Below are 16,064 nucleotides of genomic sequence, written 5' to 3'. Positions count from 1 at the left end.
CGCTGCTGCGACGACGGGTCAACACAAGGAGTGCGCGGTCCATGGCTGACGAGGCGAAGCTTCTCGACTACCTCAAGCGGGTCACCGCTGACCTGCACCAGGTGCGCCAGCGCCTGCGCGAGGTGGAAGCCGGTGAACAGGAACCGGTCGCCATCGTCTCCATGAGCTGCCGCTTCCCGGGCGGGGTGCGCTCGCCCGAGGACCTGTGGGAGGTGGTCGCGTCCGGCCGGGACGTGGTCTCCGACTTCCCGACCGACCGCGGCTGGGACCTCGGGTCGCTCTACGACAGCGACCCCGAGCAGGCTGGCACGTCGTACACACGGCAGGGCGGCTTCGTCCACGACCTGGCCGACTTCGACCCGGGCTTCTTCGCGATCTCCCCCCGGGAGGCGCTGGCGATGGACCCGCAGCAGCGCTGGCTGCTGGAGACCTCGTGGGAGGCCCTGGAGCGGGCCGGCATCGACCCGCACTCGCTGCGCGGCAGCCGCACCGGCGTCTTCGCCGGCAGCACCGGCCAGGACTACGGCACCGTGCTGATGGGTGCCGCGCAGGGCCTCGAGGGGCACCTGATGACCGGCAACGCCGGCAGCGTGGTCTCCGGCCGGATCGCGTACACCTTCGGGCTGGAGGGGCCGGCCGTCACCATCGACACCGCCTGCTCGTCCTCCCTGGTCGCCCTGCACCTCGCAGGCCAGGCGCTGCGGCAGCAGGAGTGCACTTTGGCCATCGTCGCCGGCGTCACCGCCATGTGCACCCCGGCCGCCTTCGTCGAGTTCTCCCGGCAGCGCGGCCTCGCCGCCGACGGCCGGTGCAAGGCGTTCGCCGCCGCCGCCGACGGGACCGGCTGGTCCGAGGGCGTCGGCGTCCTGGTGCTGGAACGGCTCTCGGACGCGCAGCGCAACGGTCACCCCATCCTCGCCGTGGTACGGGGCAGCGCGGTGAACCAGGACGGCGCCTCCAACGGGCTGAGCGCCCCGAACGGACCGTCGCAGCAGCGGGTGATCCAGCAGGCCCTGGCCAACGCCGGCCTCGCCGCCGGCGGCGTGGACGTGGTGGAGGCGCACGGCACCGGCACCCGTCTCGGCGACCCGATCGAGGCGCAGGCGCTGCTGGCCACGTACGGACAGGAGCGGGGGGACTCCGCGCCGCTGCTGCTCGGCTCGGTCAAGTCGAACATCGGCCACGCGCAGGCGGCCGCCGGGGTGGCCGGCGTCATCAAGATGGTCATGGCGATGCGGCACGGCGTCGTACCGCCCACCCTGCACGTCGACGAGCCGACGCCCGAGGTCGACTGGTCGGCCGGCGACGTCTCGCTGGTGACCGAGGCGACGCCGTGGCCGGCGGTGGACCGGCCGCGCCGCTCGGCGGTCTCCTCGTTCGGGGTGTCCGGCACCAACGCGCACACCATCCTGGAGCAGGCCCCGGCACCGCAGCCGGCCCCGTCGGCCGCCGCGCCGGTGGTCGAGCGGCCGGTCGTACCGGTGCCGGTGTCGGCCCGGGACGCTGCCGGCCTCGCCGCGCAGGCGGCCCGCTGGGCGGCCCGGATCGCCGCCGACGAGACCCTGCGGCCCCTCGATCTGGGTTTCTCGTCGGTGACGTCCCGGTCCAGCCTGGACCACCGCGCCGTGGTCCACGCGACCGGCCGCGAGGACCTGCTGGCCGGGCTGCGCGCCCTCGCCGCCGGTCAGCCGTCCGGCGCGGTCGTCGCCGGGCAGGCCGGCGGCCGGGGCTCGCTCGCGGTGCTCTTCTCCGGCCAGGGCGCGCAGCGCGCCGGCATGGGCCGGGAGCTGTACGTGGGCTTCCCGGTGTTCGCCGCCACGCTGGACGAGGTGTGCGTGTACCTGGACGCGCTGCTGCCGCGTCCGCTGCGGGAGGTGCTGTTCGCGCTGGAGGGTTCCGCCGAGGCGGCCCTGCTGGACCAGACGGTGTTCACGCAGGCGGGCCTGTTCGCCGTCGAGGTGGCGCTGTTCCGCCTCGTCGAGTCGTTCGGCATCGCGCCGGAGTTCGTGGGCGGTCACTCGATCGGTGAGGTGACGGCCGCGTACGTGGCGGGGGTGCTGTCGCTGGCCGACGCGTGTGCGCTGGTGGCGGCGCGGGGCCGGCTGATGCAGGCCCTGCCGGCCGGTGGCGGCATGCTCGCGGTGGCCGCCGACGAGGTGGCTGTGGTCGAGTCGATCGCCGGCTCGACCGACCGGGTCGGGATCGCGGCCGTCAACGGGCCGACCTCGGTCGTGGTCTCCGGTGCCGTCGACGCCCTCGACGAGGTGGAGCGGGTCTGGCGTGAGCGGGGCGTGCGTACGCGCCGGCTGACCGTCAGCCACGCGTTCCACAGTCCGCTGATGGAGCCGATGCTCGCCGAGTTCCGCGCCGTCCTCGACGGGTTGACGTTCTCCGCGCCGTCGCTGCCGGTGGTGTCGAACGTGACCGGTGCGCTGGCCGACGCCGACGAGATCCGCACGCCCGACTACTGGGTGCGCCACGTCCGCGAGGCCGTCCGCTTCGCCGACGGGGTCGCCGCGCTGCGCGCCGCCGGGGCGGACACGTTCCTGGAGGTCGGGCCGCGCAGCGTCCTGACCGCGATGGTCGGCGAGATCCCGCCCGGCGACGACGTCGTGCTGGCCGTCGCCGCGCAGCGCAAGGACCGGCCCGAGGTGCACGGGCTGTTGGCCGGGTTGGCCGAGCTGCACGTGCACGGGGTTGCAGTCGACTGGCTGCAGTGGTTCGCCGACACCGGCGCCCGGCGGGTGGACCTGCCCACGTACGCCTTCCAGCACCAGCGCTACTGGCCCGAGGCGGGCGCCGGGTGGACCGGCGACGTCACCGCGGTCGGCCTGCGCCCCGCGCAACACCCCCTGCTCGGAGCCGCCGTCGGCGTCGCGCACGCCGAGGGCTTCCTCTTCACCGGTCGGCTGGCCCGGCGTACCCACCCGTGGATCTGCGACCACGTCGTCTTCGACACCGTGCTGCTGCCCGGCACGGGTTTCGTCGAACTCGCCCTCCAGGCGGGCGCGCACGTCGGCGCGGACCACGTCCGCGAACTGACCCTGGAGTCGCCGCTGATCCTGCCCGAGACCGGGGGCGTGGACATCCAGCTCTGGATCGGCCCGGCGGACGAGACCGGGTGCCGTTCCGTGTCGCTGCACTCCGCGCAGGACGGCGAGCCGACCGAGGGCACGGGTGAGCGGGCCTGGACCCGCAATGCCAGCGGCGTGCTGGCCAGCGGCCCGGCCGTGCCGAGCGGTCCCGCCGGCTGGTCCGACCTGACCACCTGGCCGCCGCCGGGCGCGACCGAGGTCGGCACCGACGACCTCTACCTGAACCTCGCCGCCCAGGGCTACGACTACGGCCCGTCGTTCATCGCCCTGCGCTCCGCCTGGCGGCGCGGCGACGACCTCTTCGCCGAGCTGGCGCTGCCCGAGGCCCCCGCCGCCGAGGCCGCCGGGTACGGCCTGCACCCGGCCCTGCTCGACGCGGCGCTGCACACCCTCGGCCTGACCACGCCGGCCGGGGAGCCCTCCGGGGCGGGCATGCCCCCCGGATTCGGCCGCCTGCCGTTCTCCTGGAACGACGTCGCCCTGCACGGCGCCGGGGCCGCGGCGGCCCGCGTCCGGGTCTCGCACACCGGCCCCGACAGCATCTCGCTGCTGCTCACCGACGTCACCGGCGCGCCGGTCATCTCCGTCGGCTCCCTCGTCCTGCGGCCGGTCTCCGCCGACCAGCTCCGCACCGCCTCCGGCGGCGGCACCGAGTCGCTGTTCCGGGTCGAGTGGGCCCCGCTCGCGCTTCCCGCCGGCCCGGCCCCGGTCGACTGGGCGGTGCTCGGCGACGCCGCGGCGCTCACCGACGCGGTCGCCGCCACCGGCACGGCCGTGGCGGCGTACCCCGACCTGGCGGCCCTGGCCACGGCGATGGACGGCGGGACGGACGCGCCCGGCGTGCTGGTCCTGCCGTTGCTCGACCCGCCCGCGTCGGCGGACGTGCCGCGCGCCGTCGCCGAGGCGACCCACCGGGTGCTCGCCGTGCTCCAGCAGTTCCTCGCCGAGGAGCGCTACGCGGTGTCCCGACTGGTGGTGCTGACCTCGGGCGCGGTCGCCATCGACCGGGACACCGACCTGACGGACCTGGCCGGCGCCGCCGTGATCGGCCTGCTGCGCTCCGCCCAGTCGGAGAACCCCGACCGGTTCGTGCTGGTGGACGTCGACGACGTGGCCGGCTGCGCCGCCGCGCTCGTCCCGGCCGTCGCGACCGACGAGCCGCAGGTCGTGATCCGCGCGGGCGTCGCCGCCGGCGCCCGGCTCACCCGGGTTCCCGCCCCGACCGAGCCGCCGGCAGCCCCGTTCGACTCCGACGGCACCGTCCTGATCACCGGCGCCACCGGCACCCTCGGCCGGCTGATGAGCCGGCACCTGGTCAGCACGTACGACGTCCGGCACCTGATCCTCACCAGCCGGCGCGGCCGCGCCGCCGGGGGCGTCGCGGAGCTCTGCGCCGAGTTGGAGGCGCTCGGCGTGAGCGTCACCGTCGCCGCCTGCGACGTCGCCGACCGTGGCTCCGTGGCCGAGCTGCTGGCCGGCATCCCGGCGGAGCACCCGCTGACCGCCGTCATCCACGCCGCCGGCGTCCGCGACGACGGCGTCATCTCCTCGCTCACCCCCGAGCGGATGGACGGCGTGCTGCGGCCCAAGGTCGACGCCGCCTGGCACCTGCACGAGCTGACCGCCGACCTCGACCTGAAGGCGTTCGTCTCGTACTCCTCGCTGGCCGCCACCGCCGGTGGCCCGGGCCAGGGCAACTACGCCGCCGCCAACGCGTTCCTCGACGGGCTGGCCCAGCACCGCAAGGCGCGCGGCCTCGCCGCCCTCACCCTCGCCTGGGGCCTCTGGGCCGACCGCAGCGGCATGACCACCGAGCTGGACGACGTCCACCTCAACCGGATCTCCCGCTCCGGCGTCGCCGCCATGGAGGCCGAGGAGGGGCTCGCCCTCTTCGACGCGGCCTGCCGCACCACCGACGCCGCGCTCGTCCCGGCCCGGCTGGACCTCGCCGCGATGAAGGTGCAGTTCGCCGGCGGAAGCATCCCGCCGCTGTACCGGGCGCTGATCCGCACGCCCGCCCGCGCCGCCGCGGCCAGCACCGGCGCGTCGCTGGTGCAGCAGCTCGCCGGGCTCGGCGACGCCGAGCGGGCCGCCGCGCTGGTCGAGATCGTCCGGGGCCAGGCCGCCGCCGTGCTCGGCTACCCCGACCCGGCGGCCATCGAGCCGCGCCGGGCGTTCAGCGAGTTCGGCTTCGACTCGCTCACCGCCGTCGAGATGCGCAACCGGCTCAACAACGCCTTCGGGATGCGGCTGCCGGCCACCCTCGTCTTCGACTACCCGACCCCGCACGACCTGGCGGCCTTCCTGGGTACGGAGATCGCCGGCACCCCGGTTCCCGTGCGACCCACGACGACCGCCGTGTCGGTCGGCGACGACGAGCCCCTCGCGATCATCGGCATGGCCTGCCGGCTGCCCGGCGGCGTGTGGTCGCCCGACGACCTGTGGCGGCTGGTGGTCGACGGCGTGGACGCGATCAGCGACCTGCCCACCGACCGTGGCTGGGACCTCGACAGCCTCTACAGCCCCGACCCCGACGCCCCCGGCACCTTCTACGCCCGCGGCGGCGGCTTCCTCAGCGGCGTCGACAGGTTCGACCCCAACTTCTTCGGCATCTCGCCCCGCGAGGCCCTGGCCATGGACCCGCAGCAGCGACTGCTGCTGGAGACCACCTGGGAGTCCTTCGAGTCCGCCGGCATCGACCCCACCGACGTACGGGGCAGCAGCACCGGCGTCTTCGTCGGCACCAGCGGCCAGGACTACGGCTCGCTGCTCGCGTACTCGCCGGAGGCCGCCGAGGGCTACATGCTGACCGGGATGACCAGCAGCGTCATCTCCGGCCGGGTCGCCTACACGTTCGGGCTGGAGGGGCCGGCGGTGTCGCTGGACACGGCCTGCTCGTCGTCGCTGGTGGCGCTGCACTGGGCCGGCCAGGCGCTGCGGCGCGGCGAGTGCGACATGGCCCTCGCCGGCGGTGTCATGGTGATGGCCACCCCGACCGCCTTCGTCGAGTTCTCCCGGCAGCGCGGCCTGGCCGCCGACGGCCGGTGCAAGTCGTTCGCCGCGTCCGCCGACGGCACCGGCTGGTCCGAGGGCGTCGGCATGCTGCTCGTGCAGCGGCTCTCCGACGCCCGCCGGCAGGGCCGCACCGTCTACGCGGTGGTGCGCGGCTCGGCGATCAACTCCGACGGCGCCTCCAACGGGCTGACCGCCCCGAACGGCCCCTCGCAGCAGCGGGTGATCCGGCAGGCGCTGGCGTCGGCCCGCCTCACCACGGCCGACGTGGACGTGGTCGAGGCGCACGGCACGGGCACCACCCTCGGCGACCCGATCGAGGCCCAGGCCCTGCTCGCCACGTACGGGCGGGAGCGGCCCGCCGACCGGCCCCTGCTGCTCGGCTCGATCAAGTCGAACATCGGCCACGCCCAGGCCGCCGCCGGTGTGGCCGGCGTGATCAAGATGGTGCAGGCCATCCGGCACGGCCTCGTCCCGGCGACGCTGCACGTGGACGAGCCGTCCCCGCACATCGACTGGACCTCCGGCGCGGTGGAGCTGGCGACGCAGTCGCGGCCCTGGCCGGCGGTGGACCGGCCGCGCCGGGCGGCGGTGTCGTCGTTCGGCATCTCCGGCACCAACGCCCACGTCATCATCGAGCAGGCCGACGAACTGTCCGTGGCACCGGCCGAGCCCGGCCCCGGGCTCGTGGCCTCCGACGCGGTGCTGTGGCCGCTGTCGGGACGGTCGAAGGGCGCCCTGGCCGGCCAGGCGGCCCGTCTCGCGGAGTACGTGCGTGAGCGCGGCGACATCGACGCGGCGGCGGTGGGCTGGTCCCTGGCTACGACCCGGTCGGCGTTCGGTCACCGTGCCGCTGTCGTCGGGTCGGGCACGGAGGAGTTGCTGGCGGGGCTGGACGCGGTGGTGTCCGGGACGCCGGCCGGCAACGTCGTCGCCGACACCACCACGCCCCACGGCGCGGGCCCGGTGTTCGTGTTCCCGGGTCAGGGTGCGCAGTCGGCGCGGATGGCGGCCGGTCTCGTCGGTCGTGCGCCCGTGTTCGACGCGCAGCTGGCGGAGTGCCAGCGGGCTCTGGCCCCGTACCTCGATGTCGATCTCGTGTCGGTGTTGACCGGCGAGGACGAGTCGTGGTTGGCGCGGGTCGAGGTGGTGCAGCCGGTGCTGTGGGCCGTCGGTGTGGCTCTGGCGGCGGTGTGGCAGCACGCCGGGGTCACCCCGGCGGCGGTGATCGGTCACTCGCAGGGCGAGATCGGGGCCGCGTGCGTGGCCGGCATCCTCAGCATCGAGGATGCGGCGAAGGCCGTGGCCCTGCGCTCCCGTGCGCTGACGGTCCTGCGGGGCACCGGCACGATGGCGTCGATCGACCTGTCCGCCGAGGCGGTCGCCGAGCGGCTGCCGGCGTTCCCGGGCGTCGGTGTCGCGGCGGTCAACGGCCCGTCCACCGTCGTGGTCTCGGGTCCGCCGCAGCCGGTCGCCGACCTCGTGGAGGCGTGTCAGGCCGACGGTGCGCGGGCCCGGTTGATTCCCGTCGACTACGCGTCGCATTCGGCGGCGGTGCAGGACGTCGCGGAGCAGTTGCGCGCCGATCTGGCCGACGTGACGCCGCAGCCGGGCCACACCCGCCTCGTGTCGACGCTCACCGGGGACTGGGTGGACCCGGCGTCGATGACGGCGGACTACTGGTACGACAATCTGCGGCAGACGGTGCAGTTCGACGCGGCGGTGCGGGTGGCCGTCGCCGCCGGGCACACCACGTTCGTGGAGATTTCCCCGCATCCGGTGCTGGCGATGCCGGTGACGGCGATCCTGGACGACGCCGGCGTGAGCGGGCACATGCTGGGCAGTTTGCGGCGGGGTGACGACGACGCGACGCGGCTGCTGACGAATCTCGCGACCGCGCACACGGTCGGTCTGCCCGTCGACCTGACGGCCGTACTCGCCGAGACCGGCACCGTCGCACTGCCCACGTACGCCTTCGACCACCAGCGGTACTGGGTCGAGCCGCCGGTGCACCGGGCGCAGGACGTCGCCTCCGCCGGCCTCCAGGACGCCGGGCACCCGCTGCTCAGCGCCGCGCTGACCTTCCCCGACAGCGAGCGGATGGTCTTCACCGGGCGGCTGTCGGTGCGTACCCACCCGTGGCTCGGCGAGCACCGGGTGATGGACAACATCCTGCTGCCCGGCACCGCCTTCGTCGAGCTGGCCACGTACGCCGGTGAGCAGGCCGGCTGCCCGACGGTGGAGGAGCTGACCCTGCTCGCCCCGCTCGTCCTGCCCGAACTCGGCGCGCTCCAGGTGCAGCTGACGGTCGGCGACCGGGACGACGACGGGCGGCGTACCGTCCAGCTCTACTCCCGGCCCTACCGGGACGGCTCGGACGAGATCCTCGCCGACGTCGCCTGGACCTGCCACGCCACCGGTCTGCTCGGCCCGCAGCCGGCCGACGCCGCGCCCGCCTTCGACCTAGGGGTCTGGCCGCCGCCCGGCGCGACACGCGTCGAGTCCGACGACTTCTACTCCGGTATCGAGGCGACCGTCTTCGGCTACGGACCGGCGTTCCGTGGCCTGCGCGCCGCGTGGACCCGCGACGACGAGGTCTTCGCCGAGGTCGAGCTGCCCGCCGACCACCACGCCACGGCCGGCCGCTTCGGCGTGCACCCGGCACTGCTGGACGGCGCGCTGCAGGCCATGTCGATCGGCGGCTTCCTCGGCCGGATGGGCGACGGCGCCGACGCCAGCGTGCCCCGTCTGCCGTTCGCCTGGACCGGGGTCTCCCTGCTCGCCGCCGGGGCCACCGCCCTGCGCGTACGCGTCGCCGCGGCCGGCGAGGTCGGCGTCTCCTTCCAGGTGGCCGACGCCACCGGCGCCCCGGTGCTGCACGTCGACTCGCTGATCATGCGCCGCGTCTCCGGGGACTCCCTCGGCGCGGCCCGCTCCGGCCGGCACGAGTCGCTGTTCCAGGTGGACTGGCCGGTGCTGCCGGTGCCAACCGGCCCCGTGCCGGCGGCCACCCGCTGGGTGGCGCTCGGCGACGACCTGGCGCTCAGCGCCGCCTGCGAGGCGGCCGGTGCCCGGGTGCGTACCGACGTCGGGCTCGACTCGCTGGGCGACCTGCTCGCCGGGGGTGAGCCGACGCCCGAGGCGGTGATCGTCCCGGTCGGCGACGCCGGGGACCCGACGGACCCGGAGCTCGCCGCACAGGCGCGGGCGACCACGCACCGTACGCTCGCCGCGTTGCGGACCTGGCTCGCCGACGACCGGTTCGCCGACTCGCGGCTGGTGCTCGTCACCCGGAACGCGGTCGCGGCAGGGGAGCAGGAGCCGGTGAACCTGCGCCAGGCCCCCGTCTGGGGCCTGCTGCGCACCGCCCAGCTCGAACACCCGGGCCGGTGCCAGCTCGTCGACCTCGACGACGCCCCGGACAGCGCCGCCGCGGTGGCCGCCGCCATCGCCTCCGGCGAGCCGCAGCTCGCCGTGCGCGACGGGCAGGTCCGCACGCCACGGCTCGGCCGGGTTCCGGCCGCCGTCGAGCCGCTGCCCGGCGGGATCGACCCGGCCGGCACCGTGCTGATCACCGGCGGCACCGGCGTGCTGGGCCGCATCCTGGCCCGCCACCTCGCCACCAGCCACGGCGTGCGGCACCTGCTGCTGGCCGGGCGGCGCGGCGCGGCGGCCGAGGGGATCGGCGACCTGGTCACCGAACTCGCCGGCACCGGTACGGAGGTGGCCGTCGTGGCCTGCGACGCCGCCGACCCCGAGGCCCTGTCGGCGCTGCTGGCCGGGGTGCCCGCGGCGCACCCGCTCACCGCCGTGGTGCACGCCGCCGGCGTCCTCGACGACGGCGTGCTGGAGTCGATGACCCCCGACCGGGTGGACGCCGTCGCCGTGCCGAAGATCGACGCCGCCTGGCACCTGCACCGCCTCACGGCCGACGCGAACCTCGCGGCCTTCGTCCTGTTCTCCTCGGCGGCGGCCACGCTGGGCAGCGCCGGCCAGTCCAACTACGCGGCATCGAACGCCTTCCTCGACGCCCTCGCGGCGCACCGCCGGGCACGTGGGCTCGCCGGCAACTCGCTCGCCTGGGGCCTGTGGGAGCAGGCCAGCGGCATGACGGGTCACCTCGGCGACGACGACGTGCGACGGATGGCCGAGCAGGGCGCCACCGGCCTGGCCACCGAGCAGGCGCTGAATCTCTTCGACGCCTCGTGGCGGCTCGACGCGGCGGCCGTCCTGCCGATGCGCCTGGACGTCGGGACGCTGCGCGGGCAGGCGGAGGGCGGCACCCTCGCGCCCATCCTCCGGGCCCTGGTCCGGGTGCCGCTGCGGCGCTCCGTGGACGCCACCGGTGCCCGCTCCGGCGGGGTCCAACTCGGCCAGCGGCTCGCCGGACTGGCCGCCCCGGAGCGGCTCAAGGTGGTGCTCGACGTGGTACGGGCGAACATCGCCGCCGTCCTCGGCCACGCCGGCCCTGACGCGGTCGACCCGAACCGGCTCTTCACCGACCTGGGCTTCGACTCACTCACCGCCGTCGACCTGCGCAACCGGCTCAACAACCTGTCCGGCCTGCGGCTGCCGGCGACGCTCGTCTTCGACTACCCGACGCCGACGGCGCTCGCCGAGAAGCTGACAAGCGAGATCGCCGCCGACGCGGCGCCCTCCACCCAACCGCTCTTCCAGGGCATCGACACGGTGGAGAGCCTGCTCACCGCCATCCCGCTCGACCCGGCGGCCCGCGCCCGGTTCACCGCCCGGATGCAGGACCTGCTCGCCAAGGCGTCCGACCTTGCGGCCGGGCCCTCCGTCGAACCGGACCGGCCAGACCTCGACTCGGCCAGCGACGACGAGATCTTCGACTTCATCAGCAAAGAGTTTGGAATCTCCTGAGATGACCAACCTTCGGATCGAGGCAGGGGCCACCCGATGAGCGACGACAAGCTGCGGTACTTCCTCAAGCGGGTGACCGCAGACCTGCACGACACCAAGCGCAAGCTGCAGACCGTCGAGGCCCGGGATCAGGAGCCGCTGGCCATCGTCTCCATGAGCTGCCGCTTCCCCGGTGGCGTCCGGTCGCCGGAGGACCTGTGGGAGCTCGTCGCCGACGGCCGGGACGCGCTCACCGAGTTCCCCGACGACCGGGGGTGGGACCTGGAGGCGCTCTACGACCCCGATCCCAACAAGCCGGGTAAGAGCTACACCCGCATCGGTGGGTTCCTCGACGGTGCCGGCGACTTCGACCCGTCCCTCTTCGGCATCTCCCCGCGTGAGGCCCTCGCCATGGACCCGCAGCAGCGGTTGTTGCTGGAGACGTCCTGGGAGGCCGTCGAGCGGGCCGGCATCGACCCGCTGTCGCTGCGCGGCAGCTCCACCGGTGTCTTCGTCGGGCTGAGCACCTCGAACTACGGCATGGGTCTGCCGCACGTGCCCGAGGGCGTCGACATGTACATCGGCACCGGCAACACCACAAGCGTCGCGTCCGGCCGGATCTCGTTCACCCTCGGCCTCAACGGCCCGGCCGTCACCGTGGACACCGCCTGCTCCTCCTCGCTGGTGGCCCTGCACCTCGCCGTGAACGCGCTGCGCCGCGGCGAGTGCGACCTGGCCATCGCCGGTGGCGTCACAGTCATGGTCACCCCCGGTGTGTTCGTCGTCTTCTCCCGGCAGCGCGGCATGTCCGTCGACGGCCGGTGCAGGGCCTTCGCGGCCGGCGCGGACGGCACCGGCTGGGGCGAGGGCGGCGGCGTACTCGTCGTGGAGCGGCTGGCCGACGCCGAACGCAACGGCCACCCGGTCCTCGCCGTGATCCGGGGCAGCGCCCTCAACCAGGACGGCGCCTCCAACGGGCTCACCGCCCCCAACGGCCCCTCCCAGCAGCGGGTCATCCGCCAGGCCCTCGCCAACGCCCGGCTCTCCACCGCCGACGTCGACATGGTCGAGGCGCACGGCACCGGCACCACCCTCGGCGACCCGATCGAGGCGCAGGCGCTCATCGCCACGTACGGGCAGGACCGCCCGGCGGACCGGCCGCTGTGGCTGGGCTCGGTGAAGTCGAACATCGGCCATACCCAGAGCGCCGCCGGCGTCGCAGGTCTGGTCAAGATGGTGATGGCGCTGCGCAACGGCGTCATGCCGGAGACCCTGCACATCGACGAGCCGTCCCCGCACGTGGACTGGACGGCCGGGGCGGTCTCCCTGCTCACCGAGTCCAAGCCGTGGCCGGAGCTGGACCGCCCCCGCCGCGGCGGCGTCTCCTCCTTCGGGGTCAGCGGCACCAACGCCCACGTCATCCTCGAGGAGTACCGCCCGCGCGTCGCCGAGGCGGCGACCGTCGACGGCGAGCAGGCGGACGGGACCGGCGCCGTCGAGCCCGCGCGCCGGCCGGACCTGGTCGCCTCGGACGTGACCCTCTGGCCGGTGTCGGCCCGGTCGAGGACCGCCCTGGGCGGGCAGGCGGCCCGGCTCGCGGACTTCCTGCGCAGGCGCGGCGAGATCGATCCGGCGGCGGTCGGCTGGTCGCTGGCCACCACCCGCTCGACGTTCGACCACCGTGCCGCCGTCGTCGGGTCGACCGCCGACGAGCTGCTGGCCGGGCTGGACGCCCTCGCCGCCGGCCAGCCGGCAGGGAACCTCGTCACCGGTACGGTCACCAGCGCCGGCGCAGGTCCCGTCTTCGTGTTCCCGGGTCAGGGGGCGCAGTCGGCGCGGATGGCGGCCGGGCTCGTCGGTCGTACGCCGGTGTTCGACGCGAAGCTGGCCGAGTGCCAGCGGGCCCTGGCGCCGTACCTCGACGTGGACCTCATCGCGGTGTTGACCGGTGACGACGAGTCGTGGCTGGAGCGGGTCGAGGTCGTGCAGCCCGTGCTGTGGGCCGTCGGCATCGCCCTGGCGGCCGTGTGGCGCGCGGCGGGCGTCGTCCCGGACGCGGTGATCGGTCACTCGCAGGGCGAGATCGGCGCGGCCTGTGTCGCCGGGATCCTGAGCCTGGAGGACGCTGCGAGGGCAGTGGCGTTGCGGTCGCGGGCGCTGACGGTGCTGCGGGGGACCGGGACGATGGCGTCGATCGACCTGTCGGCCGACGCGGTTGCCGAGCGCCTGGGGGAGTTCCCGGGTGTCGGTGTCGCGGCGGTCAACGGTCCGTCCACCGTCGTGGTGTCCGGTCCGCCGCAGCCCGTGGCCGACCTCGTGCAGGCGTGCCAGGCGCAGGGCGTCCGCGCCCGGCTGATCCCCGTGGACTACGCGTCGCACTCCGAGGCCGTGCAGCAGGTGGCCGAGCAGCTTCGCGCGGATCTGGCCGGTGTCAGTCCGCGGGCCGGTCATACCCGGCTCGTGTCCACTCTCACCGGGGACTGGGTCGACCCGGCGGTGATGACCGCTGACTACTGGTACGACAATCTGCGGCAGACTGTGCTCTTCGACGCGGCCGTGCGGACGGCTGTGGCTGCCGGGTACACCACGTTCGTCGAGATCAGTCCGCATCCGGTGCTGGCGATGCCGGTGACTGCGATTCTTGACGACGCCGGTGTGAGTGGGCACACCATCGGTAGTCTGCGTCGTGGTGACGACGACGTGACCCGGTTGCTGACCAACCTGGCCACCGCGTACACCGTCGGCCTGCCCGTCGACCTGACGAAGGTGCTTCCGGCCGCGGCGACCGTCGACCTGCCCACCTACGCCTTCGACCACCACCGGTACTGGCTCGACGGCAGCGGCGGGCCCGACCTGGAGAGCCTGCTGTCGGGCATGAGCGGCGACCCGGGCGACGCGGGCTTCTGGGCCGCCGTCGAGAGCGGGGACGTCACGGCCCTCGCCGAGACCATCGCCACCGAGGAGACCCCGGCACACGAGGTCCTCGACGCGCTGCTGCCGGCCCTGCCGATGCTCGCCTCCTGGCGCCGGCAGCGGCGCCGGCAGGCCGACATCGACAGCTGGCGCTACCAGGACACCTGGAAGCCGCTGACCGGCGTCGCCAACCGGGGCATGGACGGCACCTGGGTCGTGGTCCTGCCGACCGGCGACATCATCGAGCCATGGCAGGACGCCTGCGTCGAGGCGTTCGCGGCGGCCGGCGCGACCCTCGTCCCGGTGGCCGTCTCCACGCCCGACGTCGACCGCGACCAGTTCGGCAAGCTGCTGCGGGAGGCGCTGGCCGCCGCACCGGGCGGCGACGCCACCGCCGAGGTCGCCGGCGTGGTCTCGCTGCTCGCCTTCGACGAACTGGCCCACCCGCTGCACCCCTCCGTGCCCGGCGGCTTCGCCGCCACCGTCGCGCTCTTCCAGGCCCTCGGCGACATCGGCCTGCGCGCGCCGATGTGGAGCGTCACCTCCGGCGCCGCGTCCGTCGGTATGGCCGACCTGCTGCGCTCCCCGGTGCAGTCGCTGGTCTGGGGCTTCGGCCGGGTCGCCGCGCTGGAGCACCCGCAGCGCTGGGGCGGACTCGTGGACCTGCCCGAGGCCGTCGAGGACCGCTGCGCCGACCTGCTCGTCGCGGCCCTCACCACCGCCGGGGACGAGGACCAGATCGCGGTACGGCCGACTGGCCTGCTCGCCCGCCGGCTCACCCGCGTCCCGCTCGGCGACAGCCAGCCCGCCAACCCGTGGCAGCCGTACGGCACGGCGCTCGTCACCGGCGGCACCGGCGCGCTCGGTGGGCACGCCGCCCGCTGGCTGGCCCGCAGCGGTGTGGAGAACATCGTCGTCGTCAGCCGCCGGGGCATGGCCGCACCCGGTGCGCAGCAGCTCGTCGACGACCTCACCGCGCTGGGCGCCCAGGCCGTCGTGGCCGAGTGCGACGCCTCCGACCGCGAAGCCCTGGCCGAGCTGATCGACCAGATCCCCGCCGAGCACCCGCTCACCGTGGTCGTGCACGCCTCCGCCGTCCTCGACGACGCCATGATCAACGACATCCGGCCCGAGCAGATCGAACGGGTGCTGCAGGCCAAGGTCGACGTCGCGTACAACCTGCACGAGCTGACCCTCGACCACGAGCTGTCCGCGTTCGTCATGTTCTCGTCCTTCGCCGGCAGCGTGGCCAGCTCCGGCGTCGGCAACTACGCCCCGAGCAACGCGTTCCTCGACGCGCTCGCCCAGCACCGTCGCGGCCTCGGTCTCACCGCCACCTCCGTCGCCTGGGGGGCGTGGGCCGGCGGCGGTATGGCCGACGGGCCGCTCGGCGATCTGCTGCACCGCCACGGTGTACCCGAGATGACCCCGGAGGCGGCGATCACCGCGCTGCACCAGGCCGTGGACCACGGCGAGGCGTTCCTCACCATCGCCGACATCGCCTGGGAACGGTTCTCCGTCGCGTTCACCGCCACCCGGCCCGGTCCGCTGATCAGCGACCTGCCGGACGTCCGGCGACTCGCCGCCGCCGAGGCGGTGGCCAGTGTGGAGGTCGGCGACGGCCCGGAGTCGTTGCGGGACCGGCTCGCCGGGCTGCCCGCCACCGAGCGGTTCGCCGTGCTGCTCGGCCTGGTCCGTAGCCAGGTCGCCGCCGTGCTCAACTACCCGTCCGCCGAGTCGGTGGACGAGCATCGGGCGTTCCGGGAGCTGGGCTTCGACTCCGTCACCGCCGTCGAGCTGCGTAACCGGCTCGGCTCGGCCACCGCCGTGGCCCTCCCGGTCACCCTGGTCTTCGACTACCCGACCCCGACGACCCTGGCGGAGTACCTCTACGCCGAGGTCGCCCATGACGACGTGGTCACCCCGAACGCGCTCCTCGACGATCTGGACCGGATCGCCGAGGGCCTCGACGTGGTCGCGCGGGACGAGGCGGCCCGGGTGCGGGCCACCGTACGCCTGCAGGCGATGCTCTCCCGGCTCGGCCAGGACAGCGGCGGCGCCGGCATCGGCCGGCATCTCGACGACGCCACCGACGACGAACTGTTCGCGATGGTGGACAAGGACCTCGGCATCTCCTGACCCCAGCTCCAGCTCTCTCCCGTCTCTTTCGAGGAAGCGGCA

General features: G+C 74.6%; 2 protein-coding genes. Both read left to right on the top strand.

What is annotated here, in order from left to right:
- Positions 1 to 41: 41 nt before the first annotated feature.
- Positions 42 to 10,991 (top strand): type I polyketide synthase, encoded by a 10,950-nt coding sequence (locus FHX31_RS17850; protein WP_184976813.1) that lies wholly within the window; start codon positions 42 to 44, stop codon positions 10,989 to 10,991.
- Between the two features lie 36 nt (positions 10,992 to 11,027).
- Entirely contained in the window at positions 11,028 to 16,022 is a 4,995-nt protein-coding gene (locus tag FHX31_RS17845; RefSeq protein ID WP_184976812.1) for a type I polyketide synthase, read from the top strand.
- The last annotated feature ends 42 nt before the right edge of the window (positions 16,023 to 16,064 follow it).

It is taken from the genome of Micromonospora sp. CNZ286, assembly GCF_014207755.1.
This window is presented reverse-complemented; position numbering and strand designations above follow the sequence as displayed.

Coding starts and splice junctions, on each gene's coding strand:
- FHX31_RS17845 (WP_184976812.1), top strand. CDS start 11,028: ATGAGCGACGACAAGCTGCGGTACTTCCTCAAGCGGGTGACCGCAGAC.
- FHX31_RS17850 (WP_184976813.1), top strand. CDS start 42: ATGGCTGACGAGGCGAAGCTTCTCGACTACCTCAAGCGGGTCACCGCT.